Annotated in this window: 11 protein-coding genes and 6 tRNA genes; 10 read left to right on the top strand and 7 right to left on the bottom strand. The window is 38.4% G+C overall.

Annotated features, from left to right (window positions below; all coding sequences use genetic code 11):
• Nucleotides 1–33: 33 nt before the first annotated feature.
• Together CSB87_RS06160 and CSB87_RS06155 are read left to right on the top strand one after the other, a co-directional pair.
• A complete protein-coding gene (locus CSB87_RS06160; RefSeq protein WP_106105052.1) occupies nt 34–4,557 on the top strand; it encodes a hybrid sensor histidine kinase/response regulator in 4,524 nt (1,507 codons plus the stop codon).
• Nucleotides 4,554–5,021: a hypothetical protein gene (locus CSB87_RS06155; RefSeq protein ID WP_002051358.1), complete on the top strand. Its 468-nt coding sequence runs from the start codon at nt 4,554–4,556 to the stop codon at nt 5,019–5,021. The genes CSB87_RS06160 and CSB87_RS06155 overlap by 4 nt, the downstream gene beginning before the upstream one ends.
• 248 nt (nt 5,022–5,269) lie before the next feature.
• On the opposite strand, the gene dapE is transcribed toward CSB87_RS06155, so the two are convergent.
• The 3 genes from dapE to CSB87_RS06140 all read right to left on the bottom strand — a co-directional run bounded on the left by dapE (nt 5,270) and on the right by CSB87_RS06140 (nt 7,678).
• Entirely contained in the window at nt 5,270–6,403 is a 1,134-nt protein-coding gene (gene dapE, locus CSB87_RS06150; RefSeq protein ID WP_031953287.1) for a succinyl-diaminopimelate desuccinylase, read from the bottom strand.
• A 125-nt stretch (nt 6,404–6,528) separates the two neighbouring features.
• Nucleotides 6,529–6,672 (bottom strand): entericidin A/B family lipoprotein, encoded by a 144-nt coding sequence (locus CSB87_RS06145; RefSeq protein ID WP_002051109.1) that lies wholly within the window; start codon nt 6,670–6,672, stop codon nt 6,529–6,531.
• Nucleotides 6,673–6,784: 112 nt separating this feature from the next.
• Entirely contained in the window at nt 6,785–7,678 is an 894-nt protein-coding gene (locus CSB87_RS06140; protein WP_031953286.1) for a DUF1853 family protein, read from the bottom strand.
• Between the two features lie 104 nt (nt 7,679–7,782).
• Between CSB87_RS06140 and CSB87_RS06135 the strand changes: the two genes are divergently transcribed.
• The 8 genes from CSB87_RS06135 to CSB87_RS06100 all read left to right on the top strand — a co-directional run bounded on the left by CSB87_RS06135 (nt 7,783) and on the right by CSB87_RS06100 (nt 9,727).
• On the top strand, nt 7,783–8,151 hold the full coding sequence (locus tag CSB87_RS06135; RefSeq protein ID WP_002051275.1) for a YbaN family protein: 369 nt from the start codon (nt 7,783–7,785) through the stop codon (nt 8,149–8,151).
• A gap of 210 nt (nt 8,152–8,361) precedes the next feature.
• Nucleotides 8,362–8,865: a cell wall-recycling L,D-carboxypeptidase ElsL gene (gene elsL / locus CSB87_RS06130; protein WP_000077301.1), complete on the top strand. Its 504-nt coding sequence runs from the start codon at nt 8,362–8,364 to the stop codon at nt 8,863–8,865.
• 206 nt (nt 8,866–9,071) lie between these two features.
• A tRNA-Val gene (locus tag CSB87_RS06125) sits at nt 9,072–9,147 on the top strand.
• A 24-nt stretch (nt 9,148–9,171) separates the two neighbouring features.
• Nucleotides 9,172–9,248: transfer RNA gene (locus CSB87_RS06120), tRNA-Asp, on the top strand.
• A 47-nt stretch (nt 9,249–9,295) separates the two neighbouring features.
• Nucleotides 9,296–9,372: transfer RNA gene (locus tag CSB87_RS06115), tRNA-Asp, on the top strand.
• Between the two features lie 21 nt (nt 9,373–9,393).
• Nucleotides 9,394–9,469 (top strand) — tRNA-Val (locus CSB87_RS06110).
• Between the two features lie 39 nt (nt 9,470–9,508).
• A tRNA-Asp gene (locus CSB87_RS06105) sits at nt 9,509–9,585 on the top strand.
• Between the two features lie 66 nt (nt 9,586–9,651).
• Nucleotides 9,652–9,727 (top strand) — tRNA-Val (locus CSB87_RS06100).
• A 314-nt stretch (nt 9,728–10,041) separates the two neighbouring features.
• Here the strand turns inward: CSB87_RS06100 and CSB87_RS06095 are convergent.
• The 4 genes from CSB87_RS06095 to yccS all read right to left on the bottom strand — a co-directional run bounded on the left by CSB87_RS06095 (nt 10,042) and on the right by yccS (nt 16,507).
• Nucleotides 10,042–10,827, bottom strand: a complete 786-nt coding sequence (locus tag CSB87_RS06095) for a YdcF family protein (RefSeq protein WP_031953285.1) — start codon at nt 10,825–10,827, stop codon at nt 10,042–10,044.
• A 126-nt stretch (nt 10,828–10,953) separates the two neighbouring features.
• Nucleotides 10,954–13,500, bottom strand: coding sequence for a PepSY domain-containing protein (locus CSB87_RS06090; RefSeq protein WP_031953284.1), 2,547 nt, complete (start codon nt 13,498–13,500; stop codon nt 10,954–10,956).
• 156 nt (nt 13,501–13,656) lie between these two features.
• On the bottom strand, nt 13,657–14,232 hold the full coding sequence (locus tag CSB87_RS06085; protein ID WP_106105051.1) for an SdpI family protein: 576 nt from the start codon (nt 14,230–14,232) through the stop codon (nt 13,657–13,659).
• 100 nt (nt 14,233–14,332) lie between these two features.
• Nucleotides 14,333–16,507 (bottom strand): YccS family putative transporter, encoded by a 2,175-nt coding sequence (gene yccS, locus CSB87_RS06080; protein ID WP_031953281.1) that lies wholly within the window; start codon nt 16,505–16,507, stop codon nt 14,333–14,335.
• Nucleotides 16,508–16,546 lie beyond the last annotated feature (39 nt).

Raw genomic sequence — 16,546 nt, 5'->3', positions numbered from 1 at the left:
CCATTCAGGGGGTAAGCAAAAGAAGCCTTTGCTATGAAAGAAATATTAAAAACTTTAACTGAAGCAATGACGCTACCTGAAGATAGCTATTCTGAACAAGATGCTGAGTTTCTTGAAATTTTTGTTGAAGAAATTGAAGAAATTTTTGTTGATTTGCAACCATTATTAAATGAATGGTTGCAGTCTGAGAATACTGCTACGCTCACTGAAATTCGCCGCCATTTCCACACTTTAAAAGGTTCTGGAAGAATGATCGGTGCTAAATCTTCAGCTGAGCTTGCTTGGACAGTTGAAGATACGCTCAATCGCGTAATCAATCAAACCCTTAAATTGACTCCAGCAATCCAGAGCTATGTTCAATTAGTATTTAAGTTCTATTTTCTTAAATTAGTAGATAATTTTAAGCAAAAAAGAGCACATGCAGTAGATTTTCGACCGCTTATTTTATTAGGCCAACAACTACAACAACAGCAAAGTTTAGAACCTGCTTTAGAAGAGCTTTTACAACTTTCAAATACGCTTACTGCTGAAACAATAACTGGGCTTGAGCTAGACTATATTGAGCAAAACTCATTGGCTGAGCCAATTGTTGAAGATGTAGATACTGAAATTGCAATAAATCTAGATGAAACTTTGACCTTGTTTATGGAAGAGGCAGAGGAGCATTTAACTACAATTCATCAGTTCTTAAATCAAGAGCTGCATCAGTATGATAGTTATAATGCCTTAATACGCGCGCTACATACTTTGCTTGGCAGTTCTGCAATGGCGCAGGTCGAAACAATTTTTGAAGCCAGTACCAAAGTTGAGCACTTATTTAAAATACTGTTGCAAGAAGAACTTTCTTCTAACTCAGATGAAATTTTATTATTACAAGAATATCGTGAGTTTATTAGAGATAGCTTAGAGCTTCTATCTAAACGTAGTTCAAATGAACAGCTTGAAGCGAGATTGCAGCAGTTTAATCAATCATGGGATGCTTACGTTGAGCAACATGGTGACCGAACAGATCCATTAACACCTTCTCATGGTTTGGTATCACAACTGTTGTTGTTAGATGTTTCTGAATTATTAGATGCAGAGTTAGATTTTGAGAAAGGCATTCGTAATGAGTTTCCAGATTATCTTGAACGTCTAAGTGAACAAGCTGATCTGCTGTTACAACATACACACTCTCAAGCAATGCTGGGTTTACATGAATATACCAGTCAATTGAAAGAAAGTTATGATGTATTACTTGATAAACCTCTATTATTGCAATCAGACTATATATTTGAAATTTATCAAAAAGCGCATCAACAGCTTATTCAATTGTTCGATGCCTTGGCTGCTGGTCAGCGAGTTGGTATTGTTAAGCAACATCAAAGTATTCTAGAAGAATTAAAACTTTATACCCTACATACTCCGAGCGTACACAATGACCTGTCTCAGCAAGATCCTACTTCTGTTGAGCCACTATTTAATATCGAACCAGAGCCAGAAGCTGCTGTTACGGTAGAGAATTTATCAGACTCTGCAGACTGGGCAGTATTAAGCCAGAGTGTACAGCAAGATCGCCAATATATTTCTTCTACACAGGTAAATCAAAACTTTGATCCTGACCTTTTAGATATCTTTCTTGAAGAGGCTGATGAGCTACTTGAGGGAATTGATACCGATCTCAATATTTGGGTAGGTGAGCAAGAAAACTTTGCAGCCCTGAATAATCTAATGCGCTATTTGCATACCTTGAAAGGGGGAGCAAATATGGTTCAGGCGACTTATCTAGGTTCGATTACCCATGAATTAGAAAGCATATATGAGCGTTTAATTCAAAAGCAGTTAGTTGCAACTTCACCTTTAATTGATTTTATCCGTTTAGTACAAGATGACTTGGCTGACCGTCTGCAAATCATGCGTGAACAACAATTAGATTATGCAGCTCCTTACACAATTAACGCGTTAAAACGAGCAGGTCAAACCTCTAACTTCCAACCTGTACCAGTGGTTGAAGTATTTGATAGTGAAAGTGAGATATTCTCTGAACAAGAGCTGATATCTGAAGTATTAATCGATGAAGTACCGGCAGAAATTGAGCCTGTTCTTACAGAATTAGAAGTTCATGATGATCAGGTGGTATTTGATAACGTTGTTACTGAGTTAGCTACGCCAGTTGAAGCAATAACATCCGTTACATCACAAGAGAATGAAGCGGTAGTTGAAGAACAGGATATTACGGCTGTTGTTGAGCAGACATTCTTAGAAGAAGCTGCTGAATTGTTAGAAATGGCTGATGGGCTATTGAAACAATGGTTTGAGCAGCGTACAAACCGTAGTATCTTGCTTCAATTACAAAGAGCTGTGCACAGTTTGAAGGGTGGTGCACGAATGGTCGGTTTAGAAGCCGTCTACGCGATTGCCTATCAACTCGAAAATACATTCGAACAATTTGCACTGCATCACTTCAACTCGAATATTTATGACCATTTGCTCGAAAGTGCAATTGCATGGCTAAAAGATGCTATTTTCAAGCATAACTATCAGCATTTCGATGGATTACAACAAAGTTTAGAAAATATTCAATTCTTTGAAACGAATATCCAAATTCCGGCTAAGTTAACGAAAACTGATTTGTTTAGCTCAGAACCTGTGATGACCTTCATACAAGGTGATGGTACAGAACCACCACCAATGATGGGCGCATGGGAGCAAACAGAACGTCTGGATCAGAATAATGAAATGATCCGTGTTTCAGCAGACTTGATCGAGAAGATGATTGACTTGTCTGGTGAGAACTCAATTAACCGTTCACGAATTGAAATGGACTTGAGTCAGTTCGGTCATACATTGGTTGAAATGGAATTGGCTATTCAACGACTGGCCGATCAGTTACGACGAATGGAAGGCGAGTTAGAAACACAAATTATTGCTAAACACGGTATTGAGCATTCTCGCTATACCGACTTTGACCCTTTAGAGATGGACCAATATTCATCTTTAAACCAGTTATCGAAATCTCTTGCTGAATCTGCATCGGACTTGGTCGACTTTAAAAATACGTTATCTCACAAGATCAGAGATACAGAAAGTTTGCTTTTACAACAGTCGCGTATACAGGCAGAAATTCAAGAAGGCTTAATGCGAACACGTCTAGTTCCATTTTCACGTTTGTTACCGCGTTTGCAGCGAATTGTGCGTCAAACATCTACAGCCTTGAATAGACCTGCTGAGCTTTTCGTAAATAATACCGAAGGTGAGTTAGACCGTAACATTTTAGAACGCTTAGTGACACCACTCGAGCATATGCTCAGAAATGCAATTGACCATGGTCTAGAAGACCGGGCACAGCGCCAAAAGGCGAATAAACCGGAAGCAGGGCGTATTGAACTGAACATTCAGCGTCAAGGAACAGACGTTGTTGTTGTCTTTAGCGATGATGGACAAGGTATTGATGTAGAAAAAGTCCGCCAAAAAGCACTGCTTGCTGGTCTGATCAAGCCAGAACAAGATTTAGAAGAGCAAGATATTCTACAGCTGATTTTCCATCCAGGTTTAAGTACCGCAGAACAGATTACTCAGATTTCTGGACGTGGTGTTGGTCTGGATGTCGTACAGAGCGATATTAAAGCTTTAGGTGGACATGTTAGCGTTGACTCTGTTTATGGTAAGGGAACAACATTTACGTTACGTGTACCGACTACTGTAGCTGTAAGTGATGCCTTGATGGTGAAAGTGGCAGATCAGCAATTTGCAATTCCACTTGCTCAAATCGATCGGATTGTTCGAGTTTCGCCAGCTTCTTTAGAGCAGTATTTTGAAAGCTCTAAAGAACTATTTGAATATGAAAATAAGCGATATCCATTACGTTATCTTTCTGAATTTGTTGGTAATCAACCAATGCCACGACTAAATGGCATGATGTATTCATTACCTGTCTTAATGATTAAAGCCAACAATGGTCAAACTGTGGCGTTACTTGTCGATCAGTTAATTGGTTCTCGAGCTCAAATTGTAGTGAAACCAATTGGTCAACAGTTCTCTAGTATTGGGGCAATTGCAGGTGCGACCATTTTAGGTGATGGACAGGTTTGTTTAATTTTAGACGGGCAAAATATTGCGCGACAAATTCAGTCTACACCGCGTCATAAACAGCTCAGTGAAGCAGTATATAGACAACGTGAATCAGACGAGCGCCGTCTCGTTATGATTGTCGATGACTCCGTAACTGTACGTAAGGTAACGTCTCGATTACTTGAACGCCAAGGCTACGATGTTGTTACGGCTAAAGATGGCGTTGATGCCATAGAACAGCTAGAAAATATTAAGCCAGATTTGATGCTGCTTGATATTGAAATGCCACGTATGGATGGTTTCGAAGTACTTAATCTTGTACGACATCATGATATGCATCAATACATGCCAATTATTATGATTACATCCAGAACAGGCGAAAAACATCGTGAACGGGCATTCTCGTTAGGTGTAAGTCAATATATGGGTAAACCGTTCCAAGAGGAAGAGCTACTAGAAAATATTGATGCTTTACTTGTAGCGTTTGAAAGCGAGGTCAAATCATGAAAGGTAGTGTAAATACATCTTTGATCGGTAATATGGACCAACAAGAGCTACAGCATCTTATTACGGTTTCAACTGGTTTTATTGATGCCTATATCATTGAATGTAATGATGAGGTACCTATGCTGTTGCCGCAAAATATTGTGTTATCCGCCATGGACGTAAAAAATGGCGTAAAACATATTGAGTGGCATGATGTAAAGCTACCTATATACTCAGTCCATAATGCAACTGATCAATATGCTGTAGCACTGGTAATTGAAGGGGAAGATATCAGCCAACGTTTTGCTTTAATGTGTAAAACTATGCCGATCTCTGTTCGTTTACGTATTTCTGAAATTGTTGATGAAATAGATGAATACCAAGAAGCTGAACAGCACCCTACAGTATTTAAATATGTGCGTATGCAAGATCAACGCTACCACATACCTAACCTAGAATATATTGAAAAAACTCTAGGTTTATAAAGAAAAAAAGGAACTCAAATGAGTTCCTTTTTTATAAAAATTAAATAAATTTTAAAATATAAAATCATATATTCCAGTATAGAGATAAGCATTCAAAAGAATGCTATATAAAGATTCTCAAAAATAAATTATCTAATTTAATAACCACGTATTATATTTCAGAATTTTCAAATACATATTCATTATTAAAAATAATAAAAAGCACCCCAAAGAGGATGCTTTTTATCTAATTACTGATCTTTAATATTTTAAGTAAGTAGGTTCTCTAAAATTTGCTCATAAATATCAGTTAAAGGATCAAGATCATGTACATCTACATGTTCATTAATTTGATGGATAGTTGCATTTAGAACACCGAGTTCTAAAACTTGTGCTCCTGTTGGCGCAATGAAACGCCCGTCGGATGTACCACCACTAGTAGATAGCTCAGTCTCAGTGCCGGTCACATTTAGAATAGCAGTCTGAGCAGCATTAACTAATTCACCTACTGGTGTCAAAAATGGCAAACCAGATAAGTTCCAGTCAATCTCATATTGCAAACCATGCTTATCTAAAATTTCATGAACACGCTGTTTAAGCTGTTCTGCTGTAACTTCTGTTGAATAACGGAAGTTAAAAGTAACCTCTAAAGTACCTGGAATGACGTTGGTTGCACCAGTACCTGAATGAATATTTGAAATTTGGAATGAAGTTGCAGGAAAGTATTCATTTCCACTGTCCCAAATAGTTTGGCATAACTCTGCTAAGGCCGCCGAAGCTTCATGAATGGGATTGCGAGCTAAGTGAGGATAAGCCACATGACCTTGCTTACCATGAACATGTAGTACGCCATTTAAAGAACCACGACGGCCATTTTTAACAATATCACCTAATTTACTTGTACTTGATGGTTCACCGACCAAACACCATGTAATTTTTTCATTACGCTTTTCAAGTGTTTCAATAACTTTAACTGTACCGTTAACAGCAGGGCCTTCTTCATCTGAAGTAATTAAAAAAGCAATTGACCCTTTATGGTTTGGATGCTTTGTTACGAAACGTTCAGATGCAACCACCATCGCAGCCAACGCAGTTTTCATATCAGCTGAACCACGACCATAAAGTTTGCCATCACGAATTTCTGGTGCAAATGGGTCTGAATTCCATGCATCTAGACGACCTGTTGGAACAACATCGGTATGTCCAGCAAAACAAAACACAGGACCTTCAGTGCCGCGTCGAGCCCATAAATTGTCAACGTCCCCAAAACGCATTGGTTCAATATGAAAGCCAGCTTTGGCTAGACGATCAGCCATAATAGTTTGGCAAGTATGGTCAACAGGAGTAACAGAAGGCTGTTGTAAAAGTTCTAAGCTAAGCGAGAGAGTGTCTGAGTGGTTCATACCGGAAATTGCATGCTGAGTAGGGGAAATATAGTCCGATATAATAGGCGAATCTCTGAAGGTTGGGTATTTAAAAATAAAAAAACCTTATCGAAGTGATAAGGTTTTTCGAAGCTGTGCATAACTTACATTTTATTCTCAGTTTTTTGTGCGGTATTACTTACAGCATCACCAGCTTTAGAGACATCTTTACCAAAACCCTTGAACGTATTACAGCCAGTTAATACAAATGCAATCATTACAGACGCGACTAAAACTTTTTTCATCATTTTCTCCGTTTAAATTTAATAATGAAGTAAATTTAGATTAAAAAACAAACGTAAAAAGAAACATGACTATTTAATAGTAAAAACGTTATAAATTGTTTCTAGAAATCCATACCTACTTGTAAAGTGGCATTTTTTCGTTGTTAACAAGTGCTAGGCTTAATAGCGGAGGATGTCTAAACATATAAAACTGTGTATCTTCGTTGTTCTTACAATATAAGCCATCTGTCCACCAATAAGCAGCGTTTGAACTTGCTTGTCTATTAGGATAAAGCCATTCATGTCTTTCTAGGCGATAAAATTTAGAGTCAGGAATAGTTGTGCCCCAGTATCCGAGTCGACGTGTTGAATTTACCCAATTGGGTATGAGTTGTTTTTGGCCTAAAATCAAAGGTAGGTAGAGCTGGCCTTTTAAAACAGCAAAACGCTGTTGTACCTTAAAATTTAAAGCTTCTGAAAATTGGAACTGCTTATCGGTAAAGTGATACAGCTTTTTGCTCAAAGTATCTTCTCTATTTAAGCCAATCCATTGTTCTAAATTTAATTGACCTTCACCCAAGTAATATTTTAGAGCAACTTCCCAGTGTTCAACTTGTTGTGTTTCTTTATTTAAAATTAAGAAATCGAGTTCACCTAAAGTTCTTGCACCCTCAATTTTTTGAATGCTATGGCCTAATAACTGATAAGAATGGTATTGATCTTCCTGTAACCAAAACCAAAGTAAATTCTCAAAACGTAAACCTAAACGTGTACTTTTAAGGCGAGACATAAATTGGAGTAAAGGCTCAGGCGTCTCATCAAGCTGGTATAAACGTGGTAAATAATTTTGAAAATGTTGTTTCCAAGTCTGGTCAGAATGTAATTGAAAACTATGCCGAATAGAAAGGCTTTGGGGAAGTTGGCAAAGTAAATTAGGACTAGCAATGGTAAATGCTAATTGTCTTACCATTGGGTGGTTGAACTGTAACCATGGTTCAAAATAGGATGTCTTAACTGAGGCAATATTCATACGTTTAGTACTCGAAATAATTCATCCCAATTTCATGGTCGATCAACAAAACAATACCAGAAAAACACTTTATACTACGATCAACAATAGCTTAAGGTTTATATATGCGAACATTGTTTTGGCGAACTCTGGTCGTGATTTTTATCACGCTTGGTATTATTGGAGCAATTTTACCAGGCATGCCGACAACAGTGTTTCTTATTCTGGCTGCTTGGGCTGCCTCAAAGGGATGGCCTCAAATGGATGCATGGTTGTTAAATCATCCAAAATATGGACCAACTCTACGTGACTGGCGAGCAAATGGCACAGTACCGCGTAAAGCGAAGTGGATTGCCAGTATTATGATGACCGCAAGCGGTATTTTAATGCTGTTTACTTCTGCACCATTTTGGGTGAAAGTTTTCACTGATACTACCATGCTCGTTGTTGCAATTTGGTTATGGCTACGTCCTGAGCCAAAATTAAAAGATTGATAATCTTTTAATTTTGGCGCAAGACAAGCAGTGAAACTGCGCGTAGATAAAAGAAGATTGATAATCTTTTATTTTTGGCGCAAGACAAGCGGTGAAGCCGCGCGTGGATAAAAGAAGATTGATAATCTTTTACTTGTGACGTATGACAAGTTTTCCATTAATTTTTATTAAAGCTCAAAATAGTTGAGTTGATATAAGAGAAGAAATTCGATGTCCCAATTTAAACTTGAAGATGCAGATATTCTTATCGATTTAGCAAATCAAACTTTAAGTCTCCCTAAACATAATAAGTTTTATGTGGTTTCTACGGGTAAGAATGGAATTGGGGAACAGGAAAATACGGGGAAAACCCCACGCGGATGGCATCGGGTTGCCAAAAAATTTGGTATGCAATCTCCCAAAAACGCAGTTTTTATTGCACGACAACCCACAGGTGAAGTCTATAGCAGTGAATTAGCCGCACAATTTCCTGAGCGAGATTGGATATTGTCACGCATTCTTTGGCTAGATGGTCTAGAAGAGGGCTTTAATAAAGGCGAAGGCCACGACACTATGCAACGTTATATTTATATTCATGGTACACCTGATAAAGAACCGATGGGGGTTCCAATGTCACATGGGTGCATTCGAATGCGTAATGAAGAAATTATTGAATTGTTTGATTTAGTCTCTGAAGATGCGCTTGTCTATTTGTCTGAACAATCTTTAACCTAAAATGGGATTTTAAAGATTATTGTTTAATTAGCCGAATGATCAAAATATTAAAATAAGTGCTTAAATAAAATACAAAAAATTGTTTTTTACTTAATAATGACTTATTTTTAATCATTCATTCGCATTTTTTTGAAAAGTTGTCGAAAAGCGTTTGACACCTGTTAAAGATTCTCTATAATGCACCTCACAAACGATGAAGACGTTAAGGGCGCTTAGCTCAGTTGGTAGAGCGTCTGCCTTACAAGCAGAATGTCGGCGGTTCGATCCCGTCAGCGCCCACCAAGCCTTTACGTTAAGCTCTCAAGTGCAGCGGTAGTTCAGTTGGTTAGAATACCGGCCTGTCACGCCGGGGGTCGCGGGTTCGAGCCCCGTCCGCTGCGCCACTTAAGACTTAACATCGTTTACCCCACAATTGCGATATTGTGAAAGTGCAGCGGTAGTTCAGTTGGTTAGAATACCGGCCTGTCACGCCGGGGGTCGCGGGTTCGAGCCCCGTCCGCTGCGCCACTTTTATAAAACGCTTTTGCAGGGCGCTTAGCTCAGTTGGTAGAGCGTCTGCCTTACAAGCAGAATGTCGGCGGTTCGATCCCGTCAGCGCCCACCATAATTTGTGACCATACTTTATTTTTAAAGTATTGCAAGTGCAGCGGTAGTTCAGTTGGTTAGAATACCGGCCTGTCACGCCGGGGGTCGCGGGTTCGAGCCCCGTCCGCTGCGCCATTCTCTTGATTCCCTGATCTAGAGGATGTAATGTATAAAGACTTCGGTTGTTGTCTTTTTCAATCAGGGCGCTTAGCTCAGTTGGTAGAGCGTCTGCCTTACAAGCAGAATGTCGGCGGTTCGATCCCGTCAGCGCCCACCATGATTTTTCAAATTTAAAAAATTATATGCACTAATTTATTTAGTGTTTTTTGCATTTCTGCTATTTATATTTCCTATCTATTTTATCTTTGCTATTGTTGGTCAAAACTTCTCTTTCTCTTTCTCTTTCTCTTTCTCTTTCTCTTTCTCTTTCTCTTTCTCTTTCTCTTTCTCTTTCTCTTTCTCTTTCTCTTTCTCTTTCTCTTTCTCTTTCTTAATTTTTTAAGTTCAGATTTATTACTTTAAATTGTGATTACTCTCTCGTTTAATGAAAGCTGCCATACCGTAAAGCAATAGCAGCTTTCTGAACCAAGATTAATACTCGTTTAGAATCCAGCCACTCGCGTACGCAAAGTATTCACGCAGCCAAGCGTTATAGCGACTGACTAAAGGAGTTTCGGCAGCAACTGTATAAACATGGGTATAGCCTTGTTTCTTTGCAATAGCAGCAGCTCTTGGGGTATGAAAGTCACTTGTAACAATTGCAATAGGTTGATCAATACTAATATGAGCTTGCTCAAGTAATGGTTTACTGTTTTTAAGGTTAAGTTCTGTACTTGTACTTTTGTCCTCAAGAATCATTCTTTCTTTGGCAATGTGAAAGTGCTGTTCAAGGTAACGAGACATAACTAATGCTTCGGATTCTTTCTCTGAAAAGTCTAAACCACCTGTTAAAACAACTTTTGCGTGAGGTTGTGAAAGGGCAACTGGAGCTGCTGTATCGAGGCGTTTTGCAAGAATGGCTGAAGGCTGTCCATTTTCGACACCACTACCTAAAACAATGATTGCTTTCACCGCGGGAATATTTTGGCCTGTATCTTTATTATCTTTAATAAAACTAAAAAAATAGCCTAAGCTAAACAACCAGATCCAGAAACATAACCATCCGAAACGCCAAACTGAATGCAGGCGATAGTGATAAAAGAAAAAACGTTCCAGATGATAATAAAATAAGGCATAGAGGCAGAAAAATGCCCCTAAGATTAAAGGAACAATTGTGCCTACATGAATTTTATTTAGGAAAGCTAGAAATAAGCCGTCTAAAAATAAAATTGAACCAATGATGGCCAAGAAAATCCGAATCCACTTACTGACTTGCATTGTGTTTAGAGTTGCAATTTAAATTGCAGACAGTGTATGCAAAATCATTCCAAATTCAATGCTGATCGCAATAAAAAGCCGAGTAAAGCTTTTCGGCTATTACTCGGCTTTATTATTTATTGATGTTTAATAAACATCACGGCGATAACGACCTTGTTGTCTTAGCTCATCAACTTGTTCTTCACCTAAAATATCAATCAGTGCTTGATCTACTCCGCTAGCCATTCCTTCAATGCTTCCACAAACATAAAGAACTGCGCCGCGTTCAATCCAGTTGGCCAATTCAACTGCATTTTGTTGAATGATATCTTGAACATAAACACGTTGCTCTTGATCCCGTGAGAATGCCAAATCAAGTCGTTTTAACATTCCCATTGTTTGCCAAGCTTCAATGGTTGATGCATAGAAGAAATCATGAGCGCGTTGGCGTTCACCGAAAATTAGCCAGTTTTCAGTATAGTTATGACGAGTTCGCGTATGAAGTAAACTCATTAAACCCGCGATTCCAGTTCCATTACCAATACAGATAATTGGACGATTATCATCGATCAAGTGAAAAGACTCATTGGTGCGAATACGTAATGCAATACTCTGATTAATTTCTGTGTATTGAGTCAGCCAGCCAGATCCTAATCCTAAATGGCCAGATTCATCGGTTTGCTGGCGAACAACCAAACGAAGCACTTGCTGAGAAGGGATACTAGCAATTGAATATTCTCGTGTTGGTAGAGTAGGGAGTTGTTCTAATAAGTGGTCCAGATTAGCAAACGGTTCAATCTCACCCGTTAAATTTTTATTCCAAAGTGCTTTTTCAATGGAGATTTGTAGCGAGTCTACCACTGCATTTCTAAGAATATGATGGTGCTGTAAAAACTCATTAATACGTTCAGGGCTATTGCCCGGTTGTATTTCAGCAATGTCTCCAGCTTGCCATATAGCTTCATGATTTGCTGTAAGTTCAATATTGTAAGCTGGTTGCCCTAGACTATTTGGGTTGAGCAAGTCACGTTGTTGTAATGTCCAATTATCAAACACTTTTTCAATATTAACAGTATGCAGCTCTAGTTTAGTTGCTTTTACAAGAGCTTGATTCCAGTTTTGAATATGTGTTGGATTTGCATTATCTACCTCGATAGTATCGAAGTAAGCTTTTGCACCATTGTTTTTAAGCCATCCATCTACAGTGTGACCAAAACTACAATATGTATCTGGGTATTCTTTTGAACCTAAGGCTAATACGGCATATCTGAGATGCTGAAGCTCTAATTTTGTTTTTAATAGCTTTTTTGCAAAATTAGAAGCTAAGTCTGGTGCCTCTCCAGTACCATAAGTACTGATCACAAAAAGAATTTGTTCATGTTCCTGTAAATCCGCTTCAGTTAACTGCTGTATAGATTTAACCTGAACAGGCTGATGTGCTTCTTGTAAGCTGGTTGCGGTACTCCACGCAAGTTGCTCTGCAACTCCTGTTTGGGTGGCATAAGTAATTAACCAAGGTTTCGCATTTCCATCAATGTAGTGACCAGCTAAAGACTGACGAGCTGCCTGTGTCAATTTTTTCTGTTTACGGCGTTTTAGATAAAGCATCCAACCGGTAACAAAAAATAATGGCATGGCTAAAGACGCAAGCATTGCTACAAATTGATAGACTGGTCCAAAAAAGCTGCCACGATGTACAGGTAACATGCTGCTCATGATTTTTTGATTAAGCTTTTTATCTTCATAAAGCTCCATCTTTTCAATATTGGCAGTTTTATAGTTATAGACAGCTTGGTTACGTGCACGCTCGTGTTGTGGCGTTGCATCTACAAAACTTAATTCAACTTTTCCATCGTCTTTTTTCGGTAAGTTTACTGTTAAAGTTGAATAGTCACGTCCAACCTGATTATTAAAACCGCTCCAGGTTTGGTTGAGGGCAGTAATCAGCTGAGTGCTATCTAATTTAGTTTCAGAAGATTTGTCTTTATTGCGTCCAGCTCCGCCATGTCCTTGCATTTTAGGTTGTTCTACACCTAATACTTTGAACATACCGCTACGCCACCAGTCATATGACCAATATAGACCTGTACATGCAAAAAGAAGATAAAAAACAATAACCCAAGTACCTACGACAGCGTGTAAATCCCAAATAAAATTTCGACCTTTAAGTTTGGGTTTAACAGCAAGCCATTGACGTGCAGAGTGCTTCTTTGGCCAACGTAAATATAATCCGCTCAAAACAAAATAGATGAGCATTAGCGCACAAGCACCAGTAATTTGTTTACCGAACTCTCCAGCAGTTAAGTTTCGGTGAATTTGTTGAATTAATAAAAGTAACTCGCGACCTTTAACATCAGGCAATACCTGTGCTGTGTAAGGGTTGACCATCATATTGTAGCCACGTCGTTCGCCTTCTTTTTCAATATTGACAACAGAAGAGGCGGTAGGGTCTTTGGCAATCGTAATGCTATTAATTTTAATTTCTGGCTGGGTTGTTGCGAAATGTTGGTAAAGTTGAGCAGGGGTAAGCTTAGGAGTGCTTTCTGCTTGAACAACATAACTATCTGTATTTACCCATTTTAAAATTTGTTGATCATAAGAATAAATTGCGCCTGTAACACCCATAATAGATAAGATGAGGCCAGCACTAATACCCAGAAACCAATGAATTTGAAATAAAAACTTTTTAAACATGGTCAAAAATGTAAATATGATGGAGATCTTGTAACGAAGTATAGCCGAAGATTGCGTAGATAATATGGATTTTGGAGATAATATTAATTTTCATTATCATTTATTTTTAGCTTAATAAAAAACCTCCTATAACGGAGGCTTTTTAATGGGGTGAAATTATAAAGTTTTCGGTTCACCTACAGTTTCTTTCAAATGCTTACGAATTGTATTGAAAGAAAAGTTTTTAGAGTCCATGCGTTTAGGCAAGATATACGCACCTTGCTGTTCTTGGCCCTTAGGATCTTTTACTTTAAAGTTAACTAAAATAAAGTCAGGGGTGTTGTACCATTCATAGATGTTTTTCCATCCAATGGTCCCAACGCCTTCTTGTAATCCCATTTGCTGGCGCATTACGATACCGTGAGGTTGTACACCTAAGCGAATACCTTTGATTTCCTGTACAGGAAACTCATTCATCTTACGCTTAACGTACCATTCCAAACCATATGTGCGGCCAAGGTAATAAAGTAATACACCAACAATAGCTACCCAGCAAATCACTGTAGAATAGTTCTTAATAAAAATAAGACCTAAAATCGCAAGGGCTAAAATTATGCCCATAATTGCCCAGATTTTTGTGCTGATTTTATTGGTGCTGCGCCAGATAAGAAGTTGTGCATTACGTTGTTCAGCTTCTGTAACCTCGTAAGGAACTGGCTGAAGCGTATAAGCATATAAAGTTTTCGCGGTCATAGTGCAAATAACAAATTGTAAACTGTTTTAAGTTTAGCATTAATTGGCATAACTCAGGAAAGGATATTATGCCAATTTCATACTAAATTCCGACTCAAATTTATAATGATGCAAGTTCGCTGGCATCATTATCTAGATCATGACTTAGGCGTTGTTTCAACATACTAAATCGATTCAAAACACTTAGCATCAGTGATAACTGCTGTAAAATAATGAGTGATTTCTGGTCATCTTCATCATTTTGGCTTAAACGCTGACGTATCGTCTTAAGCATATTTTGTGCTGTCAAATCAGGCATTTCATCTCTTAACAGCGCACCTTGTATATCGTCTAATGCTTGATCTAAAACGTTAAGAACCGCTTGATCCTGAATCTTTTCTCTATGCGCTCCGAGTGCTGCGATATAACTTAAAAATGTATGATTAAGGCATAAAAATTCAAATATATCTGACTTGCGAGTAGGGTCAAAGTCAGGCTCTGTCGCTAAAGTTGAAATAAGCGAGGCGACTTCAGCATCGGTATTATGAGCAGCGCGGCGAACAATACGATAATTGAGGGCATGATTATGTCCTTCGTGATATTGTTTTACCACTTCAGCTAAATAATTACATTGTGCTTGTAAAGAGCGTCGAATGCTGCGCGGTAGACGACGGAATTTCCAGTCAGGCCAAATAAAGGTGACACCAAACCACGCTAAAGCACATCCAATTAGGGTATCTACAAATCTAGGAATAGCCGCAGCGACTGCCGAGCCATCTAAGTTAAAGTTAATTAATGCCAAAATTGTGATGAAAGCGGTTGCTTGAGCATATTGCTTACTGCGTAACTCGAAAAATAGTACGCCGCTTAAGACCAGCATGACTAATTGTCCTTCTACGGAAGGTACGAGGAATACCACGCTTAGTCCGACAATAATTCCGACTAATGTCCCAACTATACGTAAACGTAAACGACGTTTGGTCGCGTTAAAGTTAGGTTGACTAACAAATAACGCTGTCAACATAATCCAGTAGCCATATTCGATTCGGGTGGTTTGAATAAATACATATCCAATAAAAAGAACAATCGAAACTCGAATGGCATGACGAAACAGTACAGATTCAGGTGTTAAATTTTGTTTTATTCGAACAACAATATCATTCCAACCTTTTAAATCATCATCTTTGAGTTGGTTTTCAGCCTGCTTTACTTTGTCTGACTGAATATGCTGTTCCGTTTCTAAGTTGAGTAATTGTGAGTCAATAGATTTTAAATTTCGGTATAAGGCAAAAAGAGCATTTACCCATAACAAGTCATACTGTTGATCTTTTCTTAATTTTTCTAAAGATAAGCGTAAGTTCTCAAAACTCTGTTTAAAACGTTTGTTATGGATATATGGTTTGCGTTGTAAAATACATTCATTCAACTCCTGGCAGGCTTTACCCTGAACCGCCAAAATACGCTGAAATCTGAATAAAATATCACTGTGCTGAAAAATCTTTGCTAACTTTTGATAGTCGATATGAGCAGAGTCTGCACGTTCATGAATATCTTGTGCGACAAAATAATAATGTAGGCTACGGCGAGTGTCTTTTTGTCCTCGGTCACCTTTTAAGCGGGTTAAAAGGGCGGTTTTAAGACCATTAAAAATAGTAATCAATTTGCCATTTTCTAATGAAAGATCAATCATGCTTTGCTGATAACTGGCAGGAGTCATATCAACATCAAATAAATTGGATTTGGCAAATAGGAAGTCACCTAACGAACCATAAGAGGCTGCTAGTTTGTCTTGAAGTTGGCGAACAGGAAATAATAAAAAGCTAATGGTTGCAATAAGTCCGTACCATGCTGCTCCCGCAACTAAAAGCGCTGGCTGAATATACCATTGGTCAAATAAATGAACCCCCAACATGGTATAAACCGAAACAACCAGACATCCATAAGAGATTGTCGCGTAACGGCGGCCTAGTGACCCGAGTAGAATCCAACCAATACAAGAGGCAATCAACCCTAGTGCAAAAAGCATTGGATAAGGGAAAAGTAGTTGCACGGAAGCGGCAGTAATGAAGAAACCAATATAGGTGTAAATCAAATTCATGATTCGCACTGAAAAGCGATCATCAATATCACTTAAACCAGCTGCGACCACACCTAAAGTGAGGGGAATTGTTGCTAATTGATGGCCTAGAAAATAAGGCACGAACGCAGTTCCTGAAAAGGCAATCAGCATCCGCACGTTATACATAAATGATGTGTTATAAGTCGCTCTTTTTAGGCGTTTAAACCAAGATTTCAAATGAAGTCCTTGCTGATCAACCTGAGTGATAAAGGATTT

Origin of the sequence: Acinetobacter sp. AR_0276 (genome assembly GCF_003000705.1) — a bacterium.
Classification (GTDB): domain Bacteria; phylum Pseudomonadota; class Gammaproteobacteria; order Pseudomonadales; family Moraxellaceae; genus Acinetobacter; species Acinetobacter nosocomialis.
The sequence above is the reverse complement of the archived record's forward strand: the minus strand, read 5'-3'. Positions and strand labels throughout refer to the sequence as shown.

What these genes read in the sequence shown, in the direction of transcription:
- CSB87_RS06160 (WP_106105052.1), top strand. Translation starts at nt 34, where the DNA reads ATGAAAGAAATATTAAAAACTTTAACTGAAGCAATGACGCTACCTGAA.
- CSB87_RS06155 (WP_002051358.1), top strand. Translation starts at nt 4,554, where the DNA reads ATGAAAGGTAGTGTAAATACATCTTTGATCGGTAATATGGACCAACAA.
- dapE (WP_031953287.1), bottom strand. Translation starts at nt 6,403, where the DNA reads ATGAACCACTCAGACACTCTCTCGCTTAGCTTAGAACTTTTACAACAG.
- CSB87_RS06145 (WP_002051109.1), bottom strand. Translation starts at nt 6,672, where the DNA reads ATGATGAAAAAAGTTTTAGTCGCGTCTGTAATGATTGCATTTGTATTA.
- CSB87_RS06140 (WP_031953286.1), bottom strand. Translation starts at nt 7,678, where the DNA reads ATGAATATTGCCTCAGTTAAGACATCCTATTTTGAACCATGGTTACAG.
- CSB87_RS06135 (WP_002051275.1), top strand. Translation starts at nt 7,783, where the DNA reads ATGCGAACATTGTTTTGGCGAACTCTGGTCGTGATTTTTATCACGCTT.
- elsL (WP_000077301.1), top strand. Translation starts at nt 8,362, where the DNA reads ATGTCCCAATTTAAACTTGAAGATGCAGATATTCTTATCGATTTAGCA.
- CSB87_RS06095 (WP_031953285.1), bottom strand. Translation starts at nt 10,827, where the DNA reads ATGCAAGTCAGTAAGTGGATTCGGATTTTCTTGGCCATCATTGGTTCA.
- CSB87_RS06090 (WP_031953284.1), bottom strand. Translation starts at nt 13,500, where the DNA reads ATGTTTAAAAAGTTTTTATTTCAAATTCATTGGTTTCTGGGTATTAGT.
- CSB87_RS06085 (WP_106105051.1), bottom strand. Translation starts at nt 14,232, where the DNA reads ATGACCGCGAAAACTTTATATGCTTATACGCTTCAGCCAGTTCCTTAC.